Raw genomic sequence first — 5,587 nt, forward strand, 5'->3', positions numbered from 1 at the left:
CCGTCCGATTCAAGGCCTGAGCCCGGCGTGACGGGGGCCTCGGGCGGCTTGTGCTCACTTGCCTCGGGGTCTCCAAACCACCGGCCGGGCTCTCCGCGTGCCCTCCACGGCATCACCGAACAGTTACCAGCAACCAGCCATCCCAGCTGAACAGTTACCTATACCTAAGATAAATGGAAAGCATCAAATCGGCCGACGTCATCGCGCCGTCCCCCGACGTGGCGCCCGGTCACCCCCGAGAGCTGCTCCGGTCGTTCCTGCGAGACCGGTCAGCGGCGTCGGACGAGCGATGGCGTCGATGGTGCGCCGATCTTGTGAAGGGCGGGCGTCTCCGCCCCACGGACCTGAGCGACTGGTGGACCGCGATCAACGAGTTCGACCCGGTACTCGCCCAGTACGCGGCGGAGCCGGTCACCGTGCCCGACACCACCGTTGTGGTCGCCGGCAGCGGCAAGGAACAGTTCAAGACCTTCAACGTCAGTACCGCAGCGGCGATCCTCGCGGCGGCAGCCGGCACACCCGTGGTCAAGGGGATCTCGCGGTCGGTGTCCGCGGTGTCCGGCGCTGCGGACATCCTCGATATCCTCGGCGTCACCCCGGTCGCCCGCCCCGCCGCCATCCAGCAGGCCCTACAACGACGCAACATCGCCTTCGTCGCCTACCCGGTGTTCTGCCCGCACTACGCCGCCCGATACGACGGTGTCTTCGACTCCATCAGCCCCGCGAGCTTTTTCATGCCGGTAGCGACCGTTTGCGTGCGCGCATCTGGGTTCGTCCTTGGCCTCGCCCACGCAGACGTGGCGCTCGCGGCCTTGGCCCTGCGGATGATCCGGCCCGACATCGCCACCGGCGTCGTCGTCTCCACCGACCTTTCCCACGGCGAGACCGTGGACGAATACAGTGACGTCGGGACCGTCCGCTTGGCGCGGGTCGCCGCAGGCGCACTCGATAGCACCACTCACACGAACCCCGAGCCAGCCAGACACTGGCGTCGCGCCGTCGCGCACCAGCCGACACACCGGGGCAACGCAGCGCTGGTCGCCGACGCCCTCACCGCAACCGGGGACACCCCGTGCACGCGGCTCGTCGAACTGAACGCATCCCTCATCGTCGGTACGACCGCCACCGGCTGCCGCCCCGACGAAGGGATCGCCCGGGTGCATCACGCCCGGCGGTCCGGTCGCGCCATGCGCCTCCTCACGGAGCTGTCCGAATCCCGGTAACCCAAGGAGCCAACATGCCAGCCACCCTGATGGATCCGCCAACCGTCGAGGCCATCACCGAGCGCCTCGGACCGACCGCCACCCGTTTTACCCACCTCGACGACGCGCTTCCGGTGCTGCATCCCGACGTGCGCGACTCAATGGCGGTCGTCACCGGATTCGGGCCGACGAACGCGCCCACCGCCGGTACGCTGTCGGTCATGATCGGCGCGGTGGAACTCCAGCGCCAGCTACAGGCGCCGATGACCGTGATTGTGTCGGACCTGGGGGCGTGGAACTCCCGCAACGTCGCATGGTCGACCCTGGTGCAGGTCCGCGACCAGATGTTCGCGTTCCTGGTCGCGCTAGGCTTGGACCGCGATGCGACCGACCTGCGGTCCCACCTCGACCACGCCAACCTCGTGCGCGCCGGCAGGCTCGCCCGCTACCTGTCGCGGGCCGACTTCCAGCAACACCGCGAAAGCCTGCTGGAACTGTACGCCGACCACGGCCTGCTCGGCAGCGAGGTCGGCGTCATCGTCGACTCCCTCTACACCGTCGCCGACGTGCTCGGCCCCTTCGACAACGGCGCCGAGCACGTTCTTATGGTCTCGGGCATGGAGGAGGCATACTTCACCGACCTCGCCCGCCTCGTACTCCAACGGCAGGCCGGCGCCGGGGACCTGGGCCTCGGCTGGAACGGTACCCTCGGCGCCCTGTACTTCCGTGTCCTGGAAGGACTAGCCGGCTATCCGAAGATGTCCAAGAGCATCCCGGCGTCGAGCATCCACCTCAACATGACCCCGGACGAGGTCACCGACCGCGTGATGAGCGACGATGAGGCAAGCCAGCCCGCCGTGCTCTCGGCCATCGAGTTGAGCAGTGGCTGGGACGCCGCCGATATAGCGGCTGCCCGTGACGCGTTCGCCAACCGTCTTGACCAGCCTTCCTCCTGGCGGGAAGTCCGCGCGAAGTTCTGCCACGACTTCTCCCGCCACGCCTTGATCTGGAAGCGATGCGCCACATGACGCCCACGGTGGTGGTACTTGGCGCATCGGGGCGCCTCGGCCGCCGCTTGCTGACCGCTTTCGCCGCAGCCGGCTTCGACCCCATCGCCGTGGCGAGAACGAGGCACACCGGCCCACCCGAAACCACTCGGTGGATCACCGTCGATCTGACGACTCGCGACGAGCGGACCCGACTCGCCGCCACGGTCGCGACCTGGACGTCGGGACGCGAACGGGTCTGCGTCGTCGATGTCGTCCTCGACCGCCGCAGCGTCGAGGCGATGCGGCACAGCGTGAGCGCGGTGACCGACACCGTCCTGCGACTCCATGACCGCCTCGCCAACGGCGCAGTTCTGGCCAGCCTCGTCGCGGCAAGTAGTACGGCCGTCCTCGCGCCCGGCCTTTACCAGACCCCTTACGGGCTGGCGAAGCGACACCAGGTCATCACCTACGCACGGTCCGGGCTGGCCGGCGCGGCGTTGCTCCTCCCAGCGCTGAGCCAGTCAACCAACACGGACGGGGCCGGCGCGGCGCCCTGGCGGGTCTGGTCGTTCGAGCACGCGGCCGACCGGCTCGTCACCACAGCCTTGGTCACGGACCTGCACGGGCACTTCACGATCCACGTTCCCGACCTGACCCCGACGCCGACCGTCAGGCAGGCGGGAACGCGGCCACCCGTCGTCAGGGACGTCTTGCGTGCCCATCTGCACAGTCTGCTGACCGACCGGAACTCCATGCAGGCCCACCGCCAGGCCGCCCGTGCCCGCCTCGGTCTGTCACCGGACCGGATCCGCCAGCGAGTCGATCACCATTTCGCGCCGGCCGACCTGGTACAGCGGTTCGCCGACCGGTACCAGGTCTCGGTCATCCAAGAGCAAAGTCACAGGGTCCCCTCCAGCGGAGAAAGGCCCACCCATGCCTGACACGCGAACGCAGATCCTGGTTGTCGGATCGGGGTTGTGCGGGTTGGCCATCACTGCAACGGCGGCCCGGCGTGGCCTGCGGGTGCGGTGCGTCGGCGACGGACAGCCGGGCGCGTCGCTGGCCAACTTCGGGCAGTTGCACTCCGGTGCGGTCTACGCCCCGGTCCTGCCCGAGGTCGCGCGGGCATGCTGGAGCCACCGGGACCGGTGGCATGACCTGGCCCTGCCCGCGCAGGTCGGCAAACCCTACGGCTACGCCATATTCTCGACCACCGACGCCGTCGACAACTACCGCGCCGCGTGGCGGCAGATCGGGATCGACGCACCAGAGGTCGATCCCCGCAGCAACGGCACCCTTGCCGCGTACCCGCCTGCGGTAGCGGCGTTCCGCATCCCGGACCTAAGCGTGGACCTCGACATCCTGCACACCCGCACGACCGCGCTCGCCCTGGCCGTCGGCGCACCACCGATAGAGCACGCCGAGGTGAGCCTGCACCGCGACCCCGACACCACGCTCGTCTCGGCCGGACCAGATAACCTCCATGCCGACCTTGTCATCCTGGCGACCGGAGCCAACACCCCGACCATGTTGAACAACGCGGGGATCACTCATACCCTACGCAGGCGCCGCATCGCGTGGGGCCGCTACAACGCCGCACCACCGACGTGCCTGACGTACTGGCTCGACGGCGACCTGTTGGCGATCAGTCCGGACACCGACAACGCCCGGATTGGTCTACCCAGCGTCAATGGTGCCTACGCCACCGACGAGGCCGAGTACACGCGGATCCGCACCGCGCTCGACCACCGTCACATCTACCGCTCCGACCGCAACCTCAGCCTGCACTGGGGCACTGTCTGCGAGCCGGCCAACACCCACGCCGATCCCTCCAACCTCGTGGTCGACCTCCGGGATCCACCGACAGGCTGGAGCAAGGCCGCGAACCTGATCATTGCGTTGCCCGGTAAATGGACAACCGCGTGGTACTGCGCCGAACAGGTCATCAACGCGCTCGGATAGCTGAACCTGGGATCAGCCGATGCCGATGGCGTCGCGGATCCGCTCCAAAACCGGCCGCGTGTGCTTACGGGCCTTGTCCGCACCGTGGACGAGCAGATCATCCAACTCGCTGCTCGGCGCCATCAACGCGTCGTATCGGTCCCGCAAAGGTGCGAACCGGCTGTTGATAGCCTCGGTCAGTTGCGCCTTCACCTCACCCCAGCCCATCCCACCAGCGGCCAGCCTCGCCCTGGTCGCGGCGACGAGTTCCGGCTCGGCGAAGCGCTCCAGCAGGGTGAACACCGCCGACGAGTCCGGGTCTTTCGGCGCCTCAACCGGGACGCTGTCGGTTGGGATCCTCTTGATCACCTTGCGGAGATCGGCCTCCGGTGCGAACAACGGGATTGTGTTGCCGTAAGACTTGCTCATCTTCCGCCCATCCGTGCCGGGCAGAGTGTGCGCGGACCCATCCTGCGGGATCACCGACACCGGGACCTTGAACCTGTACCGGTCGCCATAGACGCTGTTGAACGCCCCCGCGATATCAGCGGCGTACTCGACGTGCTGGACCTGGTCGCGGCCGACCGGCACCACATCGGCCTCCATGATCAGGATGTCGACGGCCATCAGCACCGGGTAGTTGAACAGGCCCATGTTCACCCCCGCGTCTAGATCCTCCTTGCCCGCCTCCCGGTTGCGATCACGCGCGGCCTTGTAGGCGTGCGCCCGGTTCATCAACCCCTTGGCCGACATACAGGACAGCACCCAGGTCAACTCGAAGATCTCCGGTATATCCGACTGGAGGTAGAACGTGGTGCGGTCAGGGTCGAGCCCGGCGGCGAGCCAGGTCGCGGCCACCGAACGGGTGTAATGCCGAAGCAATGCCCGATCACGGATCGTGGTCAAGGCGTGATAGTCGGCGATGAAATACACCGAGTCGTAACCGTCGGCGAGGTCAAGCGCAGGCAGGATCGCACCGATGTAGTTGCCCAAGTGGGGCTCACCCGTCGGCTTGATACCAGTCAGCGAGACCTTACGCACCGTCGGATCCATGGCCCCCAGATTACTATGCCGACACGGTCGGCCCGGTCCCCATATTGCGTGCCGCCCGGGGCCGCAGAACCTTTGCGGGGGCGCAACGCAGGAAAGCTCCGTCATGGCTCAACTCCTGCTGTCCCGCATCCGTGCGGGGTGCGGGCGCAGCAGGCTGGCCCTCGGCAACGCAACGCGAACACGCCAGACACAGTGAGCAAGGTGAGGAATTGCCCCGCTCCCATCGGTTGCGCTCCGGCTTAGTGGTCGGCGCCGGAAGTTCGTCCAGGGTCTGCCGGCGCCAGGTGGCGCCTCGCGTCGTTGTCGTCAGCCCAGGTAGAACACCGCTACCGGGGCCTCCTCCGCCTCGCGACGCATCCACCTGGCATCCGTCAACCCCCGAACGACTTCCAGCGCCGACCA

General features: G+C 67.5%; 5 protein-coding genes. 4 read left to right on the forward strand and 1 reads right to left on the reverse strand.

Annotated features, from left to right (window positions below):
- Nucleotides 1-173 precede the first annotated feature (173 nt).
- From U9980_RS20675 to U9980_RS20690, 4 genes are read left to right on the forward strand one after another with little or no spacing between them, the layout of a single operon-like run.
- Nucleotides 174-1,223, forward strand: coding sequence for a hypothetical protein (locus tag U9980_RS20675; RefSeq protein WP_322769436.1), 1,050 nt, complete (start codon nucleotides 174-176; stop codon nucleotides 1,221-1,223).
- A gap of 14 nt (nucleotides 1,224-1,237) precedes the next feature.
- The gene (locus tag U9980_RS20680) at nucleotides 1,238-2,230 is read left to right on the forward strand and encodes a hypothetical protein (protein WP_322769437.1); all 993 of its coding nucleotides are present in this window, start codon (nucleotides 1,238-1,240) and stop codon (nucleotides 2,228-2,230) included.
- Entirely contained in the window at nucleotides 2,227-3,132 is a 906-nt protein-coding gene (locus tag U9980_RS20685) for an NAD-dependent epimerase/dehydratase family protein (RefSeq protein ID WP_322769438.1), read from the forward strand. Before U9980_RS20680 ends, U9980_RS20685 begins: the two co-directional genes overlap by 4 nt.
- The gene (locus tag U9980_RS20690) at nucleotides 3,125-4,153 is read left to right on the forward strand and encodes an FAD-dependent oxidoreductase (protein WP_322769439.1); all 1,029 of its coding nucleotides are present in this window, start codon (nucleotides 3,125-3,127) and stop codon (nucleotides 4,151-4,153) included. Before U9980_RS20685 ends, U9980_RS20690 begins: the two co-directional genes overlap by 8 nt.
- Nucleotides 4,154-4,165: 12 nt before the next feature.
- On the opposite strand, the gene U9980_RS20695 is transcribed toward U9980_RS20690, so the two are convergent.
- Entirely contained in the window at nucleotides 4,166-5,185 is a 1,020-nt protein-coding gene (locus U9980_RS20695) for a tryptophan--tRNA ligase (protein WP_416210343.1), read from the reverse strand.
- Nucleotides 5,186-5,587 lie beyond the last annotated feature (402 nt).

This window comes from Protofrankia sp. Cr1, assembly GCF_963555865.1.
In the GTDB taxonomy this organism is placed as follows: Bacteria; Actinomycetota; Actinomycetes; order Frankiales; family Frankiaceae; genus Protofrankia.